Origin of the sequence: Ekhidna lutea (assembly GCF_900188325.1) — a bacterium.
GTDB lineage: Bacteria > Bacteroidota > Bacteroidia > Cytophagales > Cyclobacteriaceae > Ekhidna > Ekhidna lutea.
Genome location: NZ_FZPD01000002.1, coordinates 841,985 through 863,888, shown reverse-complemented (window position 1 = coordinate 863,888; position 21,904 = coordinate 841,985). Strand labels below are relative to the sequence as shown.

At 40.9% G+C, this 21,904-nt stretch carries 19 protein-coding genes; 7 read left to right on the top strand and 12 right to left on the bottom strand.

Translation table 11 applies throughout. The annotated features are described in order from the left end of the window. Positions 1-2 precede the first annotated feature (2 nt). Both CHB71_RS07655 and CHB71_RS07650 read right to left on the bottom strand, forming a co-directional pair. On the bottom strand, positions 3-1,094 hold the full coding sequence (locus CHB71_RS07655; protein WP_089356301.1) for an Mrp/NBP35 family ATP-binding protein: 1,092 nt from the start codon (positions 1,092-1,094) through the stop codon (positions 3-5). An 86-nt stretch (positions 1,095-1,180) separates the two neighbouring features. Continuing rightward, positions 1,181-2,491 (bottom strand): phosphoribosylamine--glycine ligase, encoded by a 1,311-nt coding sequence (locus tag CHB71_RS07650; RefSeq protein ID WP_089356300.1) that lies wholly within the window; start codon positions 2,489-2,491, stop codon positions 1,181-1,183. A gap of 83 nt (positions 2,492-2,574) precedes the next feature. Here CHB71_RS07650 and dnaG point away from each other — a divergent pair, with 83 nt between their 5' ends. The 4 genes from dnaG to surE are packed head-to-tail and all read left to right on the top strand — an operon-like array spanning position 2,575 to position 7,080. Beyond that, positions 2,575-4,506, top strand: a complete 1,932-nt coding sequence (dnaG, locus tag CHB71_RS07645; RefSeq protein ID WP_089356299.1) for a DNA primase — start codon at positions 2,575-2,577, stop codon at positions 4,504-4,506. Between the two features lie 2 nt (positions 4,507-4,508). After that, on the top strand, positions 4,509-5,708 hold the full coding sequence (locus CHB71_RS07640; protein ID WP_089356298.1) for a bifunctional 3,4-dihydroxy-2-butanone-4-phosphate synthase/GTP cyclohydrolase II: 1,200 nt from the start codon (positions 4,509-4,511) through the stop codon (positions 5,706-5,708). After that, positions 5,705-6,307, top strand: coding sequence for a hypothetical protein (locus tag CHB71_RS07635; protein ID WP_089356297.1), 603 nt, complete (start codon positions 5,705-5,707; stop codon positions 6,305-6,307). Before CHB71_RS07640 ends, CHB71_RS07635 begins: the two co-directional genes overlap by 4 nt. Before the next feature lie 2 nt (positions 6,308-6,309). Continuing rightward, positions 6,310-7,080 (top strand): 5'/3'-nucleotidase SurE, encoded by a 771-nt coding sequence (gene surE / locus CHB71_RS07630; protein WP_089356296.1) that lies wholly within the window; start codon positions 6,310-6,312, stop codon positions 7,078-7,080. Here surE and CHB71_RS07625 read toward each other — a convergent pair whose 3' ends face one another. From CHB71_RS07625 to CHB71_RS07600, 6 genes are all read right to left on the bottom strand, one after another. Then, a complete protein-coding gene (locus tag CHB71_RS07625; protein WP_089356295.1) occupies positions 7,081-8,607 on the bottom strand; it encodes a bifunctional GNAT family N-acetyltransferase/carbon-nitrogen hydrolase family protein in 1,527 nt (508 codons plus the stop codon). It abuts the gene before it with no gap. 111 nt (positions 8,608-8,718) lie between these two features. Further along, entirely contained in the window at positions 8,719-10,065 is a 1,347-nt protein-coding gene (locus CHB71_RS07620; protein ID WP_179213338.1) for a TlpA family protein disulfide reductase, read from the bottom strand. Positions 10,066-10,192: 127 nt separating this feature from the next. Then, entirely contained in the window at positions 10,193-11,128 is a 936-nt protein-coding gene (locus tag CHB71_RS07615) for a lipid A deacylase LpxR family protein (RefSeq protein ID WP_089356293.1), read from the bottom strand. Positions 11,129-11,138: 10 nt separating this feature from the next. After that, entirely contained in the window at positions 11,139-12,017 is an 879-nt protein-coding gene (locus CHB71_RS07610; protein ID WP_089356292.1) for a cation diffusion facilitator family transporter, read from the bottom strand. Between the two features lie 10 nt (positions 12,018-12,027). Beyond that, positions 12,028-13,362, bottom strand: coding sequence for a dihydrolipoamide acetyltransferase family protein (locus tag CHB71_RS07605; protein ID WP_089356291.1), 1,335 nt, complete (start codon positions 13,360-13,362; stop codon positions 12,028-12,030). Positions 13,363-13,413: 51 nt separating this feature from the next. After that, positions 13,414-14,658 (bottom strand): competence/damage-inducible protein A, encoded by a 1,245-nt coding sequence (locus CHB71_RS07600; protein WP_089356290.1) that lies wholly within the window; start codon positions 14,656-14,658, stop codon positions 13,414-13,416. 93 nt (positions 14,659-14,751) lie between these two features. On the opposite strand from CHB71_RS07600, the gene CHB71_RS07595 reads away from it, so the two are divergent. Together CHB71_RS07595 and CHB71_RS07590 are read left to right on the top strand one after the other, a co-directional pair. After that, the gene (locus tag CHB71_RS07595; RefSeq protein WP_245811232.1) at positions 14,752-15,438 is read left to right on the top strand and encodes a DUF4197 domain-containing protein; all 687 of its coding nucleotides are present in this window, start codon (positions 14,752-14,754) and stop codon (positions 15,436-15,438) included. 27 nt (positions 15,439-15,465) lie between these two features. Further along, positions 15,466-16,026 carry an EF-hand domain-containing protein gene (locus tag CHB71_RS07590; RefSeq protein WP_179213337.1) on the top strand — a complete coding sequence of 187 codons (561 nt, stop codon included), beginning with the start codon at positions 15,466-15,468 and terminating at the stop codon, positions 16,024-16,026. Here CHB71_RS07590 and CHB71_RS07585 read toward each other — a convergent pair. Further along, complete coding sequence (locus CHB71_RS07585; RefSeq protein ID WP_089356287.1) at positions 15,997-18,726, bottom strand: triple tyrosine motif-containing protein; 2,730 nt, start codon at positions 18,724-18,726, stop codon at positions 15,997-15,999. The genes CHB71_RS07590 and CHB71_RS07585 overlap by 30 nt on opposite strands. A gap of 23 nt (positions 18,727-18,749) precedes the next feature. Between CHB71_RS07585 and mtgA the strand changes: the two genes are divergently transcribed. Beyond that, positions 18,750-19,451, top strand: a complete 702-nt coding sequence (gene mtgA, locus CHB71_RS07580) for a monofunctional biosynthetic peptidoglycan transglycosylase (protein ID WP_245811231.1) — start codon at positions 18,750-18,752, stop codon at positions 19,449-19,451. Here mtgA and CHB71_RS07575 read toward each other — a convergent pair whose 3' ends face one another. Genes CHB71_RS07575 through CHB71_RS07565 form a run of 3 tightly spaced genes read right to left on the bottom strand, consistent with a single transcriptional unit; the run spans position 19,452 to position 21,821 of the window. After that, positions 19,452-19,868 carry a response regulator gene (locus CHB71_RS07575; RefSeq protein ID WP_089356286.1) on the bottom strand — a complete coding sequence of 139 codons (417 nt, stop codon included), beginning with the start codon at positions 19,866-19,868 and terminating at the stop codon, positions 19,452-19,454. Position 19,869: 1 nt separating this feature from the next. Continuing rightward, positions 19,870-21,360, bottom strand: coding sequence for a sensor histidine kinase (locus CHB71_RS07570; RefSeq protein WP_144017361.1), 1,491 nt, complete (start codon positions 21,358-21,360; stop codon positions 19,870-19,872). After that, entirely contained in the window at positions 21,357-21,821 is a 465-nt protein-coding gene (locus CHB71_RS07565; RefSeq protein ID WP_089356284.1) for a hypothetical protein, read from the bottom strand. The genes CHB71_RS07570 and CHB71_RS07565 overlap by 4 nt, the downstream gene beginning before the upstream one ends. Positions 21,822-21,904 lie beyond the last annotated feature (83 nt).

Genomic DNA, 21,904 nt, shown 5'->3' with positions numbered 1-21,904 from the left:
TGCTAAACGGTCACTTCTACTTTTTTAGTCTCAGCCTGTGAAGCATTTCTGATTGCCACTTGCCTCGCTACATTCTCCGCAAGACGCATAAATGCGTCTGATAATTCTCCATCCTTCATTGCTGCAGGATAGCCACTGTCGCCACTTTCTCTAATTGTCTGAACAATAGGGATTTGACCTAAGAGTTCAACCTCATTCTTTTCTGCCAGCTTTTGGCCGCCTCCTTCTCCAAAGATATAATATTTATTATCAGGAAGCTCTTCCGGAGTAAACCAAGACATGTTTTCGACTAAGCCCAAAATCGGTACATTGATTTGTGGTTGCTTAAACATAGAAATTCCCTTCTGAGCATCTGCTAATGCTACTTTCTGCGGTGTGGTAACTACCACAGCTCCGGTAACTGGAACTGCCTGAACCAATGTAAGGTGGATGTCGCTGGTTCCCGGCGGTAAATCGATCACCAAATAATCTAACTCTCCCCATTTCGCATCAGAAATAAACTGTCTCAGGGCTGAACTGGCCATTGGGCCTCTCCAAACGACAGCATCTTCGCTATTAGTCAGGAGGCCAATTGAGATTAATTTCACTCCGTACTGCTGTATCGGTACAATTTTATTTTTACCATCTTCCTGCACAATTCCCGGTTGTTCAAACTCACAGTTGAACATGGTAGGGATCGAAGGACCATAAATATCAGCATCAATTAAGCCAACATCGGCACCACTTCTGGCCAATGCCACTGCCAGGTTTGCTGCAATGGTAGACTTGCCAACGCCACCTTTTCCGGATGAAACAGCGATAATGTTTTTCACACCCGGCAAAACCGGACCTTCATCTCTTTTGGTTGTAACATTTGAGGTCATGTTGATGATGGTTTTCACCTCACCTAAATGTTTCTGAATCTTTTCTTCACAATCCTTTTTAATCACTTCTTTAAGAGGGCAGGCCGGCGTGGTGAGCACCACATCAAATGCTGCTTTATCACCGTCAATGTGAATATTTTGGATCATTCCGAGTGAAACCAGGTCTTTTTTCAGATCCGGATCTATGACCTCACTTAGTGCTTTTAGTAGATTTTCCTTCGTCAATTCCATTCGGCCCGCAAGTTATAAAGTCTATCTGTCAATTACTCAAATTGTCATCCTGGTATTCTTATACAGGATGGATTTTAGTCTGCATGTTAACTTTCTCTGAGGTATCCCCATGCATGCAGCTTGTCACTATCTTCAAACCAACGATTACCAATATCAGTTCGGTAATACATATTTGGAATCATAATATTTTTAATACGTGTATAAAGCTGCTGCTGAGCCTGCTTCATGGTAAGTCCCAATCCTGTTACAATCAGCGCTACTCCACTGCCTCCTGTTATTAGCCATTCATTATTTACCATCTTCACATCTTCTATGTGCACACCTTCTGTCATTGGTTTTTTGAAGACGATAGCTGCATTTTTGGAGAAGGCTTCAAAGGTCTTAGGGTCTTTGTATGGAAATGGTGGAACTACAACACGTGCACCAACCTGAAAACCACTTTTCACTTTCAGATTTGGTTTTTCACCTTTAGCAAGCTGATAGAAGAAATCCCCAATGCCATTGTTCATTCCATCTGCCTGTATTGAGATGGTGGGGTATCCAAATCGTGAGGTAAATTCCAATGGATAGATGCCATTGCTATTGACAATGCAATTAATGTCGATATATCCGACATAGCCTTCTTTTGCCAGTGTTGATTCCATCTTTTTAAGGGTGGAGTTAAATATTTTGTTTGGTCCACTCCAAAACATACTTGTACCCATTTCTCCAGTCGCCACACCCAATTCACCGGGAAATAATTTCTTATGTTCAAAATTGATATTGATAGGGTATATAAACTCCTTTCCGTTAAAGAAGCCTCCTACACCTATCTCAACACCAGTATCTACTTTTTTCTGCAGCTGGTAGATTTTTACTTCTTCACTCCAGGCGTTTTTGTACGCACTAAGAATCCTCAAAACATCACTTCCATCTTCTTCCATCCCGACGAATAGTAATCTTTTGATGTTTTGGGCTTCACCACTAGGCTTTAAAACGTACTTGCCCGGATTGGCCTTAATGTGTGCAATGCCGGCATCAAATGAATCAAACTCGTGGTAGTTCAGGATGTTGACCTTATGTTTTTTGAGCTCTGCCTGACCAAAGGAGCGATCATCTTCTAATTTATCTGTATAAGGAGTTCCACCAACGACATACTTACCATCTGCTCGTAATTGCTGAGCTTTTTCGCCTTGTCCGAGGACATCATCGAAAACGATCAAATCTGACCAATCTATTTCAGCTTCCCAGTCATCGACCTTCGGTACAAATCCATCACCAATTTCTTTTTCACTTTCTTCCTCTATAAAGTATTTGACTTCATGTCCTTCTTTTATGCATTGCCATGCTATGTCACTGATCAATCCGGAGATTGAAACAAATAGGATATTCTTTGGATTTGCAGTTTGTTTAGGCATTGATTTTTTTGTTCAAATGTATGATGTATTACTGATGATTCAGTATCCTTTTTATCAGGTAATTTTGCAGTCCGAAAAACATTATGATTCACCCCTCTACCATCGAAGAAATAAAGAACCGGATCGACATTGTCGAGGTGGTTGGGGATTTTGTTACCCTAAAAAGATCAGGCTCAAGTTACAAAGCACATAGCCCATTTACGAATGAAAAGACTCCATCTTTTTATGTAGTGCCCTCTAAGGGTATTTTTAAAGATTTTAGCTCAGGGAAAGGTGGAGATGCAATCTCCTTTGTGATGGAAGTGGATGGTCTTAGCTATGTGGAGGCGTTGAAGTATCTGGCCGGAAAATACGGTATTGAGATAAAAGAAGAAGAGCAATCAGATGAAGCTCAACAAGCTCAGAACAAACGAGAGAGCCTGTACATTGTCCTCAATTTTGCAAATGAGTATTTCCAGAAAGTACTTCACAATACGGATGAAGGTAAATCCATTGGTCTTTCGTACTTCAAAGAGCGTGGCTTTACAGAGGAGACAATCAAGAAATTTGAATTAGGTTATTCACGAGAGTTGTGGGATGGGTTGCTTAATGAGGCAACTCAGAAAGGATATAATAAGGAAATACTTTCTGAGGCAGGGCTTGTCATTGATAAAGACGGTAAAAACTACGATCGCTTCCGTAGCAGAGTCATGTTTCCGATTCATAATGTTTCAGGGAAAACAATCGCTTTTGGAGGAAGAAAACTTTCCAGTACTGACAAGTCAGCGAAATACATCAATAGCCCTGAGACAGAGCTTTACCATAAGAGCAAGGTGCTTTATGGTATGTATCAGGGGAAAAACGCTATTCGAAAAGAGGATAATTGTTATCTGGTAGAAGGCTACACCGATGTAATTTCCATGCATCAGGCAGGAGTAGAAAATGTGGTTGCGTCTTCCGGTACAGCTTTGACAGAGGATCAAGTAAAGCTGATTCGACGATATACGGAAAATGTAACCGTCATATTTGATGGTGACCAGGCCGGCATCAAAGCATCCATGCGGGGTATTGACCTTCTTTTGGAAGGAGACCTGAACGTGAAGGCCGTGGCACTTCCTGAAGGGGAAGATCCTGACAGTTATGCGAAGCAACTCGGAGCTTCTGGGTTCAGGGAATATGTAGGTGAAGAGGCACAGGATATTATTCGCTTCAAAACCAAAGTGCTTCTTGATGAGACTGGAAATGATCCGGTAAAAAAAGCCGGTGTAATCAAGGATATTGTCTCAAGTATTACCAAGATCAATGATCCTGTTAAGCGAACCGTCTATATAAAAGATTGTAGTGATTTGCTGGGAATCGCTGAGTCGGTTTTGGTTGCAGAGCAAAACAAAATTCTCATTGAGAACCGGAAAAAACAGCGTTCAGACCAGTCGTCCCAGCCTGAGATAGAAGCTCCACCATTCCCAATGGAGCAGGAAGAGATTATTGATCAGCTTGATATCGCCAAGATTATCGAATACCAGGAGCGTGAGAGTATCAGGGTGCTGGTCAACTACGGAAAAAATAAGATCCAGACCCGTGAAATGCAGGATCAGAATTTAATTGACTACTTTCTGAACGAAGCAGATGAAATCCAGTTTACCAATGAGACCTACCGGAAAATCATTGAGGTTTTCAGGGAAAAATTGAATGAGGGTGAAGTGATAGATGGGGAATTCTTGCTACATCACGAAGATGAGAAAGTAAGAAAAACAGTCATTGACTTAAGTGCCGATAAATATGAGATCAGCGAGAACTGGAGTGAAAAATATCAAATTCATGTGCCCAGAGAAACAGAGTTTCTTAGGGATGTAACTTACACCAATGTGCTTCGGCTAAAGTTTCGAATCGTTCAACAATTGATACAGGAAGAAACAGATAAATTAAAGCATGCCACAAGTGAAGCAGAAGTGGATGAACTTTTGGATGACATAAATGAGTTGAAGATGGTATCGGTGGAAATAGCCAAAATATTAGGGAACGTATTAGTAGGATAGCAATGCTAGATAAAATAGAAGAGGCCATTGAGGCCATTAAGAATGGGGAAGTGATCATCGTGGTAGATGATGAAGATAGAGAGAATGAAGGGGACTTTATTTGTGCAGCAGATAAAGTAACGCCGGACATCATCAACTTCATGTCAAAAGAGGGTAGAGGGCTGATTTGCGCTTCCTTGCTGGAGGATCGGTGCAAAGAACTGGACCTTGACTTGATGGTAGGAAAGAATACGGCCACTTTCGAGACACCATTTACCGTTTCAGTTGATCTCATCGGTCATGGAACATCTACTGGTATTTCTACCTCTGATCGGGCAAAAACCATCAAAGCATTAGTCAATCCGGAGACCAAACCAGAAGATTTGGGTCGTCCTGGTCACATTTTCCCGCTAAAAGCTAAGCAGGGCGGGGTGTTGAGAAGAGCTGGTCATACTGAAGCAGCCGTTGACTTTTCTCGGCTTGCTGGACTTACTCCGGGTGGTGTTTTGGTTGAGATATTGAAAGATGACGGTACGATGGCTCGCTTACCTGATTGTCGCAAGATTGCAGATAAGTTTGGTTTGAAGCTCGTTTCTATAGCAGACCTGATCGAATACCGGATGAATAAGGAGTCGATGGTTGAGGAGGAAATTGAAGTGAGCATGCCTACCAGTTGGGGCGATTTTCAATTAAAAGCTTTCAAACAAAAGAATACTGGCGAAGAGCATTTGGCACTGATCAAAGGCACTTGGAAAAAAGATGAACCGGTAATGGTGCGCGTGCATAGTTCATGTGTCACCGGTGATATATTTGGCTCTTGCCGATGTGATTGTGGAGGTCAACTTCATGGCGCCATGCAAATGGTAGAAAAAGAAGGAAAGGGCGTAGTGCTTTATATGAATCAGGAAGGAAGAGGCATAGGTTTGATGAACAAGCTCAAGGCATATAAATTGCAGGAAGAAGGGAAAGATACGGTTGAAGCTAATTTGGAGCTTGGATTTAAATCCGACCAGCGGGATTATGGTGTTGGTGCTCAGATATTGAGAAAATTGAATGTCACTAAACTGAGACTGATAACAAACAACCCGAAGAAACGGGTTGGTTTGATGGGGTATGGCCTGGAAATTGTAGAGAATATAGCCATAGAAATAGCTCCCAATGCTCATAACCAAAAGTATCTTGAAACAAAAAGAGATAAACTGGGACACGAGATTTTAAAATGAGAATACGTTTTTCTTTACTTTTTCTTTCAGCGGCACTTACGCTCTCAGCACAGCAATTTTCTTCTGAGGTATTTCATGAAGGATTCCTTGTCACGACCGATAAGGACACGATAAAAGGTGACCTGAAATATGATTTAGATGCAAATCTTCTCTCTGTCATATACAGAGGAAAGACCATGTCATTTTCCAGTCATAAGGTGTTTTATTTTGAAATATTTGATAAGATTTTAAATAACTACAGGCAGTTTTATTCGATTCCTTATACGGTTAATATTGACTATAAAATTCCTGTATTTTTTGAGTTGGTATATGAAGGTAAGCTCTCGCTTATGGCAAGGGAGCATCTAGTGAGTCAGGTTGTAAACTCCTCTTCAGCCTACTGGGGAGGGGGTAGCAGGACTCAGACCATCATTAAATATTCCTACTACTTCATGGACGATAAAGGCAAGATCACTTTCTTCACTGGGAAGAAAAGAGACTTACTTGACTTTATGGTTAAGAAGCAATCTCACGTTAAGAAATTTATAAAAGACAACAGGCTGGATACGGATGAAATGGCTGATCTCATCCGAATTACAGCATTCTATAATTCAATCTAACTATGGCAAAACCACTTATTCTGGTATGTAATGATGATGGTATCACCTCACGAGGAATTCGCAAGCTTGTGAACGTGGTAAAAAACCTTGGAGAGGTGGTGGTAGTAGCGCCTGATAGTCCTCAATCCGGGATGGGGCATGCAATCACTGTTGGAGATACATTGAGGCTGACAAAAAATGATCTGTTCGGAGATATTGAGGCTTACGAATGTAGCGGCACTCCTGCTGACTGTATAAAGCTAGCTAAGCACTATGTGCTGAAAGGAAAAAAGATTGATTTGATTGTTTCTGGTGTCAATCATGGAAGCAACAGCTCCATAAGCGTCCTCTACTCAGGAACAATGAGTGCCGCGATAGAGGGAGCGATAGAGGGCGTACCTTCGATAGGATTCTCGCTGTGCGACTTTGATCCGTCTGCCGATATGGATCATGTTGATAATTATATTGAGAAAGTAGTTACAGAGGCGTTGAAGAATGGCCTTCCCAAAGGCATTGCCTTGAATGTGAACTTCCCCGTTAAGCAGAAAGAGCCTATCAAGGGAATTAAAATGTGTCGTCAGGCCAATGCCAATTGGGAAGAGGACTTTGATGAACGCAAGGATCCTTACGGAAGAAAGTACTTCTGGATGGTAGGTAATTTTGTGAATCATGACAAAGGAGAGGATAATGATGAATGGGCGTTAGCGAATAATTATGTATCAATCGTACCATGTCAATTTGATATGACCGCCCATCATGCCATCCCGCACCTCAATGAGGCATGGGATATTTAATCACCTTTTCTTCAGTTCATAAACATCTTTCCTTCGGTCTTTCAGGTTATTCACACTTCCAAATTGGTGTAGCTCTCTGAGGTCGTCTACATCCACATCAGCAATCAAAATCATCTCTGTGTTAGGAGTGGCCTCCGCTTTGATGCCATTCGTAGGGAAGGCAAAGTCACATGGTGTAAATACGACAGACTGTGCAAATTGAATATCCATGTTGTGCACATTAGGAAGGTTGCCCACGCTTCCAGCCAATGCAACATAGCACTCGTTTTCAATAGCTCGAGCCTGTGCGCAGTTTCGTACTCTGGAATATCCATTTTGTGTGTCGGTAAGGAATGGAACGAACAATATATCCATTTCCTGATCAGCCAGGAGTCTGCTCAACTCTGGAAACTCCACATCATAGCAGATCAGCACTCCTACTTTTCCGCAATCCGTTTCAAAGGTTTGCAGTTCATTTCCACCTTCCATACCCCAGATTTTAGACTCATCCGGGGTAACATGTATTTTTTCGAATCGCTCTACAGTACCATCTCTCCGGCACAGATAACCCACATTGTAAAGTCGGTCATTTTTCATCTCCGGCATGCTCCCGGTAATGATGTTGATGTTGTAGGAGATAGCAAGCTTTGAGAAACGATTCACAATTTCCTCTGTATGTGATGCCAATTCCCTGATGGCATCAGACTCTGAGAGGTGATTGTTTTCCGCCATGAGCGGGGCATTAAAAAACTCCGGAAAAAGGGCAAAATCTGAGCGATAATCAGAAACAGCATCCACAAAGTATTCAACTTGTTGCATGAGTTCATCCAGATCTTTATAAGGCCGCATCTGCCACTGGATAAGGCCAAGCCTAACCACTCGTTTGATCGAGCTCGCTTGCTCTGTTTCTTCCTCGTAGTAGATATTGTCCCACTCCAGAAGGACTGCATATTCCTTAGATTCCTGATCGCCTTCCAGGTAGCCTTTCAGGATTTTGGAAACATGAAAGTCATTATTGATTTGGAAGTTCAATACGGGATCATCAATTTCCTTTTTCTTGACTTTATCGATGTATTCTCTGGGTGTCAAATCATCTGCATAGGTGTGGTAGTTGGGAATACGACCACCAAAAGCGATCCCTCGAAGGTTCATCCGTTCACAAAGCTCCTTTCTGTAATCATACAATCTTCTACCTAGTCGTAAACCTCTGAATTCCGGCTTGATGAAGAGATCTACTCCATAAAGCATATCAGCTTCAGGGTCATGTGTGTTAAAGGTGTAGTTGCCGGTAATCTTCTTGTAGGTGTGTCGTTGTTGTGCAAGTCGACTTTTTACAATGAGGGAGAGCGCACACCCAGCCAATTGTCCATTGATTTTGATCACCACTTGCCCTTCAGGAAAAAGGTTAATGAGCTTTTCGATCTCGTGTTTTTCCCAGTAGTTGTCTTCCACTTTCTGGTAAGATTCGATCATCGCCTTTTTTAGTTCCTGGTAATCTTCCAGGCCCAGATAGGTTAGCTCAATGTTTTCAATATCAATGTCTTGCATGATGCAAATGTAGGGTGGGAACGGGTATCAATTAGCTATGATTTATGTCTTGCAAAACATTTTTTTGAATGGTTAGCAAGGGTATCATTGAGATCGGGGAAGAAATTTAACTCAAATCTTTTCCAACTCTGCATTTATTAGCTCAATGAGTTTATCTGATGGGTTTGGTAAGTCAGCGTTAATGATTACTCCATCCTGATCAATCAACATGTACTTGGGGATGGATTTAATATTGAATCGCTCTCCATAGGGTTCATTCATTCCATTTTCGATTATCAGGTCATTGTTATTATTGATTTGATCTTTCTTAGTTAAATAGTCTTCCCAGTCTTTCTTTGAAGCATCTACAGAGATCATTAAAACTTCAATCTTTGGGTCATCCTGAAACCGTTCAGCCATCTCTAGCACAATTGGCCTATGCTTGATACAAGGTCCGCACCAACTAGCCCAGTTATCAATAAATACCAACTTTCCTCTGAGGTCAGATAACTTTAATTGGGTACCGTCTGGTCGTGTCGCGGTAAAATCATACGCTTTTTCACCTTCCTGAGAGGAAAAATAGCTATCCGTTGTGCTTTCAATCAGATTATAATAGGGGTTGTTTTTTTCTCGCTTAAGCACCATTTTTAACTCATCAGATCTTAATAAAGGCTGGTGAAATTTCCATTCCGATGGGTCTTCAATGATCTCTCTCAAGTAGGTTGCCTTTAGGTAATCCGATAAATCTTTACTTTTCGTTTGGTCATCTATATAAGCAAGGAATGAGATGATGTTGACAATTGTGTCATTTTGGTTCAGGTAGTTTATTTCGTGCTTGCTTAAAAGGTTTGTGGGGAATGTTTTAGCCAAGCGGTTATTGTTTTCTATCTCATCAATAAAACCATAGTAATCATCATTGTATGGAATGCTTTTAATGAATTTACCATAATACAAAAGGAAGGAATTTAATCTTGCAGTGTTGTGATAATGCAAAAACGTCTTATTCTCATCAGTTAATACTTCAGAGAATTGCTCTATTGTAGATGCTCTTTGCTTGCCAAAGGTGCTGTAAGTGGAAAGAAGCGAGTCTGTATCATTTGAAGTAAATATGTAAGAGCTATGCTTACCTAGAAACGCATTTTGACTATGCCACAAGTAATTCAGTAGCGAGTCAGCAATATGGTTTGTTGTTAAGCTCGAATCCTTATTGATGGTAATTTTCAGGTCTCTGTTCGGACGAATAATGGTCAGATAAGTGCCCTTTCCGTCACTGGTCTTAATGGTGGCAATGATTGTTGAGTCAACCTTCAGGGGTGCTGCATCTAAGGTTGAAATGGATTGAAATTTTCTTTCTGTTATTATTTCCGAGATAAATAAACTATCAATTTGGGTATCATTTTGAACAACCTCTACATGGTTGATTTTTTCATAGCAGCAAGTAAAAAGGAGTGGAAGAAATAAGAAGACAAGTTTGTTCAATGGATTATTATTTAAAGAATTCATGACACATCAAGCGTGTGGAGATGAGCCATGAACAAAACTAATAGTCATCGAATGACTTATTGATGTTAAAACAAATGAGTTTTCAAACTCTGTCAATTTAACCTCAAAACCGTTGATTCATCCGGATTCCTACATACTTGTGATAAGTGGCCTCAGTAGTTTCTTTCGTGCGACGGTAATAGAGGAAGGCAATGTCGAACTTGGTGAAACTCATCATCAGTCCGCCTCGCATCTGAAATATCCATGGTTCGCGGGTCTCTGTATATATGGACTCTTTACCAATCCAATTGCCCTCGATGGTGGCATTGTAGGCAGCATATTCAATTCCGGGACTCAAGAAAATGTAAAATTCATGAGTGTCAGGCCCCTTATCTTCTCTACCCAAAATGCCGTTGTATTGAGTAGAACGATGAATGGGAAGTAGGTCTCCAAAGCGAACCATTAGTTCTTGTCTGGCATGGGTAAATGAGGTTCCCAGCGCAATGTTTGATTCCGAAATCAAATCTATTCCATTGGTGTCCACCAATCTTTTTGCATAAGTACCATAGCCGTTAATAACAGGGGCATTGTTGATTTCATATTGCCAGCCTAAGGGTAATTGCATACCAAAAGCTTTATGCCATTCATATTGAAGGTCTCCCATTCTCAATGCCGGCCCCATCCAGCCGAGTTCAAGCTTAAGCTTAATATAAGCGTTTCGATCGGTGTAGTATTCATTAGATGCTGCCAGCGTGATTTGTCCGGCGTATGGTCGATCCATATCAGCAGAATCTTTCCAGAAAAGGTGTCGGGGACTGTAGATTCGATGATTCAGCTCATATGCACGTATTACTTTTTTAATTCCCGGCTTCCATTCGGTAGAATCTGTAAGCATTCTATACCGCAGGGCAACCCCGTTGCTGTAGTATTGATCCCGGGTGAGATTGAGTGTATATGCATCGTTATCATTTTCAACCTGGAGCTCTCGTGTGAGGTATTTTTTTTGGCTAAATCCCGATAGGCTGAGCAGGAGGAGTAATATGATCGATACGAATTTCATTGATGCGAAATTAACACGGATCACAATCTTCTTCCTTCGTTTCAAACTCAATGGTCGTGTGGCTTATACCCAGATTGGATACACGCTTCTTGGTTTCTGTTTTGATGGTCTCTAATTGAGATAATGGAAGATCGTCAGCAATGACAATGTGGATGGATAAAATATGATACTCTCCATCCAATGACCAGGTATGGCAGTCATGCACATCAAGCACTTTAGGGATATCCTTAATGGTCGCATGTATTTTCTTTACATTGATGTCCGACGGAGTGCCTTGTAAGATGATTCGGAAGCTCTCTCTCAAGTTTTTAAAAACATTGTAAAGGATGAAAATAGCAATAAGAACGGATAGGGAGGGATCGATAATTGGTAAATCCCAAAAGTGCATCACAATAGCACCAATTAGTACAGCAATCCAGCCTAGAACATCTTCAAGAAGGTGCATGTACACAGCTTTTTCATTCAGACTGCTTCCTTTGCTGAGTTTAAACGCTGCTGCTCCATTAACAATAACCCCACCGATTGCCAGATAGATCATGCCTTGTGTATTTGGCTGTATCGGATCAAAAAGTCGCGGAATAGCTTCAATGATGATAAATGCAGAGCCTGTTACTAAAACGATGGAATTGATAAGTGCTCCAAGGACTGAGAAGCGCTTATATCCGTACGAATACTTTTGGTTCCTATCCTTCTTAGCCACTTTGGCGAAATACCAGGAAACACCTAATGTAAGGCTGTCGCCAAGATCGTGAAGGGCGTCTGAAAGTATGGCAACACTATTGGTCCATAGCCCGCCTATCAGCTCGATAATGGCAAAACCGAGATTAAGAAAGAAGGCAACTTTGATGTTGCCTTCTGAATGATCGTGATGGTGGTGCGAGTGCCCCACAGTCAATAAGTTATATACCTCTGTTTAGGTCGTATTCTTCCAGATAGTCAGCTACTTTTCGCACGAACATACCTCCAAGTGCACCATCTACAACTCTGTGATCGTAGCTATGTGAGAGGAACATCTTGCTTCTGATGCCTATCATATCTCCTTCAGGTGTTTCCACTACAGAAGGTTTTTTCTGAATGGCTCCAAGCGCCATAATAGCTACCTGCGGCTGCATGATGATTGGAGTACCCATTACATTTCCAAATGACCCTACATTCGAAACGGTGTACGTACCACCTTGTAGTTCATCAGGCTTCAGTTTGTTTTCACGTGCTCTTTTTGCCAGGTCGTTTACTTTTTTAGTAATGCCTACAAGGCTCAGTTGATCTGCATTATGAATCACAGGTACGATCAGGTTTCCAGTTGGAAGTGCAGTAGCCATTCCAATATTGATCGCTTTCTTCTTCACAATGTTGTTTCCATCTACCTGCACATTGATCATAGGGAAGTCTTTGATCGCACGCACGATCGCCTCGATCAGGATAGGGGTGAAGGTTAGTTTCTCACCTTCCCTGCTTAAGAATTCGTTCTTCACCTTATTTCTCCAGCCAACAACCTTTGTTACATCAGCTTCCACGAATGAGGTTACATGAGGTGAGATGTGCTTAGATGCCACCATTCGTTCGGCGATCATCTTGCGCATTCTGTCCATCTCGATGATCTCATCGCCTCCATCTACGGCAACTGGCATAGGCTGGTGAGATGCGGATGGCATTGCAGGTGCTGCAGTAGGAGTAGGGGCTGTAGCGGGTGCACCACCGGATTTTCTAGTTTCTACATAGCTCAGAATGTCATTCTTGGTGACTCTTCCTTCTTTTCCGGTTCCATTGATGGACTCAAGTTCGGCAACTGATATTCCTTCTGCTTTAGCAATGCTACGCACAAGCGGAGAGAAGAATTTGCCTGAATCAGAAGTGCGGGGCACTGCAGTTCCATTGCTAGAGCCAGAAGATGCAGTGGTCATTGCAGTTTCCACCATGGCTTCTGCCTGCTCTACGGGAGCAGCTTCTTCTTTTGGTGTTTCTGATGGCGCTGGGGCGGCACCATTTGAGTCACCTTCTGTTTCTATGATAGCAATGGGCTTGCCTACCTCAATTACGTCTCCTTCCTGGGCTAACACCTCTTTCAATACGCCAGCATGGGTTGCCGGGATTTCGGTATCAACTTTGTCTGTAGCGACTTCCAGGATCGATTCGTCTTCTTCGATGGTTTCGCCTACATTTTTCAACCATGCAAGCACGGTTCCTTCCATCACACTTTCGCCCATTTTAGGCATTACCATTTCTACAGTTGCCATATTATATTCTGTTTTAGGTTGTTTATTTCGTTCCCAAAGATAATAATTTTGTCAATCCTTATCTAAGTTTATTCTAATCATGTTTAGCGCGGCTACCGCACTATAAGCAATATTGATGCTTCTGTCTCTTACAAACTGAAACTTCTTAGCAACAGTTTTCTTTTTGTCAGAATAGCCTATCCAGACCGTTCCAACGGGTTTTTCTTCGGTTCCACCTCCGGGACCTGCTATCCCACTTATCGAAACGCCAACATCTGCTTTAAATTCCTCCCTCACATTCTTTGCCAAAGCTAAAACAACCGGCTCACTGACAGCTCCATGATTACGAATGATTTCGCCATCTACCTTCAGTTTTTCATTTTTTAGCTCATTGGAATAAGGGACGAAAGCACCATTAAACCACTGCGAACTTCCCGGAACGGAGGTGATTTTGTGTGATAAAAACCCACCTGTGCAGCTTTCTGCAATGGCTAGTTTGTAATTTCTATCACTCAATAATCGTCCGATTGCTTCTTCGATTTCTTCGTCATCAAATCCATATACATACTTCTCAATAAGTGGAAGAACTTTATCTATTTGCTCTTGAACTTCTTTTTTGGTTGCTTCACTCTCCCCTGAGGTAGTAAGTCGAAGCTTTACACTGCCCATCGTTGGTAAGTATGCCAGCTTAATGTGAGGAGGCAAAGCTTTTTCCCAATCCTTAATTGTTTCAGCGAGCATGGATTCACCAATGCCGATGGTACGGATCATTCGGTGATAAATGGCGTCCTGGATGAAAAGAGATGCTAATTTGGGTAGCACTGTGTCTTTCATTATTCTCTTCATTTCGTAGGGTACACCGGGCATGGAAACGATCACTTTACCGTTTCGCTCAAACCACATTCCGGGTGCAGTACCCATCATGTTTAAAATGGGTGTGCAATTGGCAGGAAGGTCAGATTGGCGCTCATTTACTTCCGATATTTCCCGACCGATTTTCGCGAATAACCTTTTCACGTTATTCAGCATTTCCTCATTTCGAACCAGATGAGTGTCAAAATATTCCACGAGGCAGGGTTTGGTTAGATCATCACTGGTAGGCCCCAGTCCACCAGTTATTAAAATAATATCCGCATCGTTTTCTGCTTCTTCGAGGTTGGATAGTATTTCTTCACGTGTGTCACCAATGGTTATTCTTTTGGTTACACGAATACCCAGGCTATCAAGCTCGCCACTTATCCAATGGGCATTGGTATCCAATGTCTGACCGTATAGAATTTCATCTCCTATTGATATAAGTATGGCTTTAGCAGGCATCTGATCTTAATTGACGGTGAACAATAATTCACTACTTTTATGAGGCGCAAAAATACGATTTAGACAATGAACTCACGAGTGAAAGTTTTATTAATGACGTTGTTGCTATTTGGATGCACGGCGCAGCAAATTCAATCAATTTCGGATGCAATTGGACTAGAGGAGGAGCTAACGGCTGAACAGGTTGCTAGCGGACTAAAAGAAGCGTTAGTTAAAGGGGTAACAACGGGTACGCAGAAAGTGGGTAAGGTAGATGGCTATTTTAAAAACCCTCAAATAAAGATCCCTTTTCCACCGGATATACAAAAGGTAGAAAACACCCTTCGTGACGTGGGATTAGGTAATGAAGTGGACCGGTTTGTGAAAACACTAAACAGAGGAGCCGAAGAAGCCGCAAAGGAAGCTAAGCCTGTTTTTGTGAGTGCTATTAAGCAGATGACAATCGATGATGCCTGGGATATTCTAAAGGGGACGGATAAAGAAGCTGCGACCAATTACCTCATGCGAACCACGAGTGATGAGCTGAGAGACAAGTTCTCTCCAATAGTAAAGCGTGCACTGGGTCAGACAAACGCCACAAAGTATTATTCAGAGATCATCACCCGTTACAATAAAATACCAATGGTAGAGGATGTGAATCCAGACCTTGAGAGCTATGCCACAGAAAAGGCTATGGAGGGACTGTTTTTTATGATTGCCTCTGAGGAAAAGAAAATCCGTGCAAATCCATCTGCCAGAACCTCAGATTTGTTGAAAAAAGTATTTAAAGAACAGGATTAATTATTTTCGCAAGAAACTATGGCCGTTATGCTCTCTGAACTGCAAATCACTAAGCTAGAACGATTTTTCTACGTGCTGGACTTTGATCGGAATGGAATCATTGAGAAAGAAGATTTTATTGGAATAGCAGAAAACCTCTGCATCCTCTGGAGGATCAGGGAGGGAGAGGAAAAGTATGAGGAGATTCAGAAGAGGTTTGAAGATGGCTGGAATCACTTCAACTTGTTTGTCAATAATAATGACGGAAAGGCCAACTGGGATCACTGGATTCATTTTGCGGAAGAGGTAATTGTAAATGGCGATGAAGAGATTTTCACCCAGTACGTAGATGAATTCGTAGGAGAGATTTTCGACAATTTTGACGCAGACAATGATGGATATATTAATCTGGATGAATACATTGATTTGCTTGTAGGCTATCGCATAGAAGTTCGCTTTGCAGCAAAATCATTTAGAAAATTAGATCGAAATCATGATGATCTAATCAGCAGGGGAGAGCTAATACGTGCAGTAAAAGAATTCTTTCGAAGCGATGATCCAGATGCAGCAGGCAACTGGCTATTTGGTAGGGCTGTCCTTTCTGATTAAGGAAATATCTTTCTTTTTGATTTTCATTTTCACCTTGCCTTTTGTCATCAATTCGCGCAGAAGTCTTTCCAGCGGGAAGATCATAAATGCGATCGAGGCATCCAACAAGAAATCAACTACTGGCGTACTCTTAAAGCTAAACAGGGACCCAATAGCACTTTGTAGAAATTCAATAATTAAAACCAGCGTAAGAAGTGTGAGCCCACCCCTTAACAGTCTATTTTTGGAGCTGTCTTGATTTAGGCGGGTAGAAAAGAATACCAGCCCACCAAAAAATATGATTTGGATAGCATAAAACCATGGGGTCTGCCAGTAGGGAGGTTTTACAGTGAAGGATAAGACTTCACCTTCTTCGACTCTACCAAATGCATCACGAGACCTTACCCTCAGGTTATAGCTTCCTTCGGGGAGGAAACTGAAATCTATTGACTTACTTCTGGTCCACTCTGACCAGTCTTCGTGGAGACCTTCCAACTTATATTGAAATTCAGGATTGAGTAGACCGAGAAAATCTGGCTTTGACAATTCAATACTTAAGAAATTTTCATCATAAGCAAGGGTGAATTTCTTAGACTGATCAATTTCTCCCTTTTCATTGGATACTTTTTTCAAGAAAAAGTTAAACGTTTCAAGCCCTCCTTGTTTTGTTGGATCATATTTGAGGAGCTCATTGTTCTGCGTAATAAGCCACAACTTATCCGTACCCTGATCTATTGAAATAGCGCGTAGGTCTGGAAATAAACCAAGATATTCCAGTTTTTCAATGCTTCCATCTTCCTTGAGGTGATGCCATACCTTGCCATTGAATACCCAAACACCTCTTTCCACAGGATCGTAAAGGTGATGAACTGCTGGTCCAATTTGATCTTCAAGCTTAGTGTTTTCAACTACCTGATTAGCATCGCTATCATAGTAATAATATCCCTGAGAATTTATGAAGTACAGCGTGTCATTCTTGTTGAGAATGTTTACTTCATCAAGGAAAATATTATTTAACGGGAGCTCCTCTTCGATCGTAAATGTTGAATCTGTTGTGGAGGTCTTATAAATGGCTGAAGACCCAGCCATCCACACTTTGCCATCGTCTCCTTCACGCATGCTTACAATTATATCGTCCATAGATTGACTTATCTGTTCAATCCAAACATCTCCATTGAGTTTGTAAACCTTTAACTGAAGATTTGATGTACTGATAACAAGCTGATCCTTACTATTGACCATGAACCATCGGATACTCTCTGGAATGATTATTTCCGCACCTTTTTTAGTCACTTCATAAATACCAGATGTGCTAACGCCTAATAGCTTATCCTTATATGGCAGCACTGAAAGGAACTTGCCATTTGCGCCATTTACCTGCTTAAATGTGTAATTAACATCTACTGGAATTTGCCTTACTTTTCTTACGTATTTAGCATTTTTATCCAGCTTTCCTTTCACTTTTTCAACATTGGAGTCATTATCAAAAATATTTGCAATGGATCCGAATAGCCCTTTTTTCTGTTTTTGATCATCATTCCCGGAGGCAAGTTTCTTTTTGCCGAAAAGCCTTTTTAGCAATGGTTTTTCATCATCAGATTCCTGCTTCTGAGAAGAGGCCTGTGACGTTCGCGATGAAGTCCGTTGGTTTTTTCGTTGAACCTCGTAGTATACCTTATTTTCAAATATAGTATCTCGATCAAAGTAGAAAAGTCCCAGACTTGTAGTGACCCACAGGTCATCATCGTAGTTTGATACGCTGGTTAGGTTGCCATTGAGGCCCTGGAAGTGTGAGTAGCTATGAGCAGGAAAAAGCGGAGCGATGTGCGTAATCCCAAATTGAGTGGCTACCCATATGCCATCCGAATTGTCTGTATGAATAGTGTAAACTTCATTATCAGGGAGTCCTGATTGATAATCGGTAACAACTAAATATTCTTCATCATTTTTATTAAAAATCAATAGGCCATTTTCAAAAGTGGAACAAACAAATAGCGAATCATTAACCCACTGGATTTCTTTTATTTCAAACCCTAACTCTTTAATATGTTTGTTTTGAGGCAGGCTTGAAAACTCAAAGTTCTGATATTCGTAAAGCTCATTGTCAAAACCTACCGCCAGATCCGGGTTTCCTTTTCTTTTAGACGAATAGGATATTGTTTGAAGCGGCGAAATGGATGTGAGTGAATCATGAATAACGAACGTCTCTCCATCGGCTGTGTTTACGAACATCTCCGCGTCTAATTCATAGATGTTCAGGAATTCACCTTTATGGATACTTGCACGCTCAGAAGCAATGTCATAAATGACTAGGTTTTTACTGCCCATAAAGTAAACCCTGCCTTTAAAATAATGAGTCTCAAGAAACAGATCGTCAAGAGAGTCAGCAGGTAATATTGGTTTATAGCCAATCCTCCTTTCGTGAAAATCGATCATTCCAATAGTTCCAATGCAGCCCACATATACTACATCCGTTGAGTCAACTGTAAGTGACAATGCGGCGGAAGGAGTTTGGTAAAAATCCCACGCTTCACCATCATACTTTAAAACCCCGGATCTATTGGCTATGCAGAGGCGGCCATAGTTATCATTAGTGATTTCAAAGTTTGAATTATCTATATTAGAATGTCTGGGAAAATGATGAGTTAGTAAAAAGTCACCTTTCTGAGCATAGATTTGGGATAAACTAAGACAAAAAACAACCAGCAATAAGTGTCTCATGTCTCGAATTTAATGGATGTATATTGAAAAATATCACATATCATATTATCAAATATATAGCTGGGTTTATCCTGCTTTTTAATATCCTCACTTTGATTTGGGTGGTGGTTTATTCTTTCATCCCAATTCCTGTCACAAAACTGATGGTTATTGAAGGACGAGATAAAGAAATAAAATACGAATGGAGATCTTTGGATCAGATTTCAGGCAGACTACAACTTGCTGTAATGTGTGCGGAGGATCAATACTTTCTACTTCATGATGGGTTAGATTTCCGATCTATCAGGAAGGCTGAGGAAGCAAATAGGAGAGGAGGTAAGGTGAAAGGTGCTAGTACGATTACTCAACAAGTAGCTAAAAATGTATTTCTATGGCCTGATCGTACCTGGGTAAGAAAAGCTGCTGAATTGTATTTCTCATTACTGATAGAAATGGTTTGGAGCAAGGAACGTATCATGGAGGTTTATCTAAATGTGGCAGAGTTTGGAGACGGCATTTTTGGTGCTGAAGCTGCCTGTCAAGCATACTTTGGAAGATCCGCAGCTGGAATAAGTGTCACTCAGTCAGCACGACTTGCAGCGATTCTCCCCAGTCCAAAGCGATATTCAGCGGTAAAACCCAGTACTTATGTACAGGGAAGAGTTGATTGGATAGAGAAACAGATGTGGTACTGGGGCTATAAAATGACGTATGATCGAGAGTTTGTAAAGAAAATGGTTGAATGACTAGAAGAGGTTTGGAAAATGAGCCTTAAGCAATTCTCTGATATTGTCTTTACGCATGGGCTTATTCATAAAAGTGCTTACAAAATTAAAATCTTGTGCCTTTTGTCTGTCCGCAGGATTTGTGGAGGTTGTAACCATCGCAATTATCAAATCACCCTTTTGTTCAGGAATGAGCTTTTCGTATGCCTCTAAAAATTCCCATCCATTCATAATTGGCATGTTAATATCCAGAAAGATGACGTTCGGTTGAGGGTATTCACCATCTACTTTAGCAGACAAAAACTCAATTGCCTCTTTTCCATTTTGACACACGTCAATATGATTCGCACAATCTAACCTTCCCAGAATGGTTTTATGCAAAAAGTTGGTGGAGTCATCATCATCAACTAAAAGTATTCGATCAAGTTTTTCTTTCATCTTATGATAGATTTTTGTTTATGGTAAAGTGAAAAGTACTCCCAATCCCTGGGGTCGATTCCACCCAAATTGTCCCTCTATGAAGTTCGATTATTTTTTTACAATGTGCTAATCCAATGCCGGTTCCCTCATACTCACCTCTTGCAAATAAGCGCTGAAAAATTAAAAATATCCGTTCCTGATAATCCTGTTCAATCCCAATCCCATTGTCCTTAACTTCAAACTTCCAATGATCTGAATGCTCTTCTCCGCGAATGATAACTTCAGGCGATACTCCCTTTTTTTGATACTTAATTGCGTTTGAAATCAGATTTTGAAAAAGCTGAGCCACCTCCATTTTATATCCAATTATTGTAGGAAGACCATTAAACTGAATGCTGGCTTTTGTCTGATTGATTGTGGAAGTAAAGTCCTTGAGTAGATCGTCAATAAGCTTATCTACATTTATGGATTCTTTGTTTTTACTGCTTCCAATACGCGAATAGTGCAATAAATCCGCTATGAGTACTCGCATTCTTTTGGTGGCTTTGGAAATGAAGCCTATGGTTTTCTTACCATGATCATCAAGTTTATCTTCATAATCTTCCTCCAGCATGTTTACAAAACTTTCAACGGTAAGCAAGGGCTCCTGTAGATCATGACTGGTGATATATGCAAACTGCTCCAACTCTTTGTTTTTTTGTTCGAGCTGCTTATTGTATTCATTTCGTTGAATTTCGGCTCGTTTTCTTTCAGTCAGGTCTCGTGTTATTAGACTGTAACCCATAGGCTCATCAAGATCATTCTTAATGGCAGTAATTGTAATCTCCGCGAAAAACTGTTCACCCGATTTTCGCAGCAGCCAACTTTCATCTTTGGATAACCCGTTCTTTGATGCTTTGTGAAGCAATTCGCGTGCAACATCTCCATTATCTTCTTTCGAAAAAAGCAATTGATAGTTCTTGTTATGGACTTCTTCTTTTTCAAATCCTAAAATTCTTTGAGCTCCTTGATTCCAGTTTTCTATTTTACCTTCTTTGCTAAGTAAAATGATTGCATAGTCCTGAATAACTTCTGTCATTTGTCTCAACCGCGTTTCGTTGAGTCGTACTTCGATGGTTCGCTCTCTTACTTTTTCCTCCAGGTGGTCATTCAAATGATCCATGCTTTCAAAGCTTCTTTTCGCAATAGCTACCAACGAAGCACAGGTCCAGACAACAATTACGGAAATGAATACATTTATTCCATACAGCTTATCAGCATTTGCATCTGCCGGCGAATAAGTCAAATCGATGATTATCAATAATGTACAGAGAAGAGCGGTGAAGATGCTGATATTCTTAATTGGAATTAACCAGGTGTATAGAATAACGATGCAATAGATTGAACCTAACGCAACTGTTCTGGGTGCATGAAAATCAGCCAGGAAGATAATGCCTAGCAAAAACAATCCCATGAACATAAGGATGATCGCGGTGATCATCCGGTTATTTATATTGTCTTCTTTCTTCAATTTTTATTTTTCAGACCAATAATTTCCTCCTGAAGCTCAGCTATCAAAGCATCTTTTATCTCCAATTGTTTAGACACATCTGATTTAAGATCCAATACCTTTGGTAAATCCCTAATAAGGGCAAACACAGTAGCCATGCTGACTACAGCTGTCAATAATTTTAATAAGGCACTTATGCGATAAGCCGGCCACCAGAAAATAACTGCATCTATTAGGTGGGTAGATCCACATAGAATAATGAATGCACCAAACAGCCAAAATACGGGTACAAAAGGAATATCTGGTCTTTTCTGAATAAACCAAATGATGATTACCGGAATGATGAAATAAGCAAGCCAAATGATGATATCACTTCCAATATATAGCCATCCATGAAATTCTGACCATTTGCCGCATACCCAGCGTGGTGGCCAGTCTTCTGTACTAAAAAGGTTGGTTAAGAAATGTATAAGCTCTTCCATATTCGTTGGTTTAAGTAGAACAGTGTGGAGATGACAGTATGAAATTAAGTCATATTTAGGATAAAATGGCTGATATGCAATTT

Bases quoted from the DNA above. Each gene is read 5' to 3' on its own strand.
- CHB71_RS07655 (WP_089356301.1), bottom strand. From the start codon at position 1,094: ATGGAATTGACGAAGGAAAATCTACTAAAAGCACTAAGTGAGGTCATA.
- CHB71_RS07650 (WP_089356300.1), bottom strand. From the start codon at position 2,491: ATGCCTAAACAAACTGCAAATCCAAAGAATATCCTATTTGTTTCAATC.
- dnaG (WP_089356299.1), top strand. From the start codon at position 2,575: ATGATTCACCCCTCTACCATCGAAGAAATAAAGAACCGGATCGACATT.
- CHB71_RS07640 (WP_089356298.1), top strand. From the start codon at position 4,509: ATGCTAGATAAAATAGAAGAGGCCATTGAGGCCATTAAGAATGGGGAA.
- CHB71_RS07635 (WP_089356297.1), top strand. From the start codon at position 5,705: ATGAGAATACGTTTTTCTTTACTTTTTCTTTCAGCGGCACTTACGCTC.
- surE (WP_089356296.1), top strand. From the start codon at position 6,310: ATGGCAAAACCACTTATTCTGGTATGTAATGATGATGGTATCACCTCA.
- CHB71_RS07625 (WP_089356295.1), bottom strand. From the start codon at position 8,607: ATGCAAGACATTGATATTGAAAACATTGAGCTAACCTATCTGGGCCTG.
- CHB71_RS07615 (WP_089356293.1), bottom strand. From the start codon at position 11,128: ATGAAATTCGTATCGATCATATTACTCCTCCTGCTCAGCCTATCGGGA.
- CHB71_RS07605 (WP_089356291.1), bottom strand. From the start codon at position 13,362: ATGGCAACTGTAGAAATGGTAATGCCTAAAATGGGCGAAAGTGTGATG.
- CHB71_RS07600 (WP_089356290.1), bottom strand. From the start codon at position 14,658: ATGCCTGCTAAAGCCATACTTATATCAATAGGAGATGAAATTCTATAC.
- CHB71_RS07595 (WP_245811232.1), top strand. From the start codon at position 14,752: ATGACGTTGTTGCTATTTGGATGCACGGCGCAGCAAATTCAATCAATT.
- CHB71_RS07590 (WP_179213337.1), top strand. From the start codon at position 15,466: ATGCTCTCTGAACTGCAAATCACTAAGCTAGAACGATTTTTCTACGTG.
- CHB71_RS07585 (WP_089356287.1), bottom strand. From the start codon at position 18,726: ATGAGACACTTATTGCTGGTTGTTTTTTGTCTTAGTTTATCCCAAATC.
- CHB71_RS07575 (WP_089356286.1), bottom strand. From the start codon at position 19,868: ATGAAAGAAAAACTTGATCGAATACTTTTAGTTGATGATGATGACTCC.
- CHB71_RS07565 (WP_089356284.1), bottom strand. From the start codon at position 21,821: ATGGAAGAGCTTATACATTTCTTAACCAACCTTTTTAGTACAGAAGAC.